The organism is Prevotella sp. CAG:592, assembly GCF_000436015.1.
GTDB lineage: Bacteria > Bacteroidota > Bacteroidia > Bacteroidales > Bacteroidaceae > Prevotella > Prevotella pectinovora.
The window spans coordinates 1-1,951 of sequence record NZ_FR892553.1 but is presented as its reverse complement, the minus strand read 5'-3'; the positions used below and the strand labels follow the sequence as shown (position 1 = coordinate 1,951).

The window sequence follows — 1,951 nt, the reverse complement described above, 5'->3', positions numbered from 1 at the left end:
AACAAAGAAAAGTTAGACTACTGATAAAAACAGGTACGTTAATGGACTGCTGCATGTTCTGCAACAGAATATTCAGACATGATATATAGTACGACACAGTGGACTTGACTATAACAACACTGCAACATAACCAACAAAAAAATAACATGAAGAAATCAAATCTTTCCGCGAGATTGCTACCGGCACTGTTCGTCGCAGGTGCGCTCGTGTTCACAGGATGTTCAGACAGTGACTATGATTTTGGAAACATCGATTCCACGATTGGTATCGGAAGCGATGGACTCCAGATTCCTGTCAGCACAACCGAAAACATCAAGTTGGGCGACATTTTGGAGCTCGAGGAAAACGGAAGTGTAGTAGAGGCTGCAAACGGCGATTATGTGTTCCGCCAGGATGGTGGAAACGTTGCCCCCGTGCATCCGCTTATCGACAAGATTGTAGTTTGGAAGAAGTCCGAGCCCCTCATCACTCCAGTGCCTGTAGGTGTCGTATCGCCTACAAAGTCGAAAGGCGTGCGTCGCAATGACTCGTATGTTGGCGACATAAGTGGCGTAGGATACCTTGTGGAGTTCCATTACAAGGGTGAGAAACCGGCAGATGTAATCGAAATGAAGAAGGCTGAATTGAAGGCTCCCGTAACACTCAGACTCAAATTCGATGACAATATCAAGAGGAGCATTCCGAAGTTCCAGGAACTCTCGCTGACATTCCCTAACTATATGGAACTGGCAGACAACGGAAGTTTGATGACGCCGACTGTAAATGGAAGAAAGGTAGTCTTCAATGATGTGCCAACCTCAAAAGACCTGGTGGTAAAGGTGAATATCAAGGCTATCGACTTCAAGGCAAAGCAGGAATATCCAGGTTCTTCAATAAAGATAAACGGCAAGGATGTGGAACTTGACGGCTTTATCGTATTGAATGTTTCAGCTCCATATACCGGTTCTGCAGCAGATGCAGGAAATGTCGGAGGAGAGATCACCTGTACCTATGAGAACGACAACTTCACCATCGAAGCAGCCACAGGACGCTTCAACCCGGATATCGCCCTCAACGACCTCGGTGACGTGGACATCACCGGTGTGCCGGACTTCCTGAAAGACGGAAATGTGGTGGCAGACCTGTATAATCCGCAGATTTCGCTCGACATCAGCAACGACATGCAGGTGGATGGTGTCGTAAACGGTACTATCAAAGCCTTCAAGAACGGACGCGAGACAGCCTCGGTGGATGTAGAGGGAATACGTGTGACAGGCGGCAAGACAACCCATGTGTGCATCTGCCGCAGAGGAAACGGAGTGGAAGGTTACGACCAGGTAATCACCAAGAGCAATCTGTCAGACCTCATAAAGACCATACCGGATAACATCAAGTTCACCGCTACGGCAATGGCAGACAGCAAGAAGGAAGGACGCTTCGAACTCGGACATACCTACGTGATACAGCCTTCGTATCATGTTGACGCACCGTTGGCATTTGCAGAGAATGCGGTGATAGAATACCGTGACACCCTCGACGGATGGCACGACGACATCAAGGACATGAAGCTCGCAGACGGTGCTTATCTGCTGGCTACGGCTAACGTGACAAGTTGTGTGCCTGCATACATGTCGTTGGATGTCATACCGGTGGATGCCGACAAGAAGGAACTCAAGGGCATCGAGGTGCAGCTCGTTCAGAAGGATGTGAAGGCATCGGCAGACGGAGTGGAATCGCAGACATCACCCCTGGAGGTGAAGATCATGCAGACCGACGATGATGCCATGAAGCGACTCGACGGACTGGTGCTCATCGTTGCCGGAAAGGCAAGCAACGGAGAAAACGCCGTGACGGGCATCACGCTCAATGCGCAGAAACATACTCTGAAGCTCACTGATATAAAGATAAAGATGGTGGGCAAGGTGATAGGCGACTTTAATTAACCCTTAATTCCGCAACACTTTGATTTAAC

The 1,951-nt window shown here is 48.8% G+C and carries 1 protein-coding gene; it reads left to right on the top strand.

What is annotated here, in order from left to right:
* Positions 1–146: 146 nt before the first annotated feature.
* A complete protein-coding gene (locus QVO99_RS04355; protein WP_022316380.1) occupies positions 147–1,922 on the top strand; it encodes a hypothetical protein in 1,776 nt (591 codons plus the stop codon).
* Positions 1,923–1,951 lie beyond the last annotated feature (29 nt).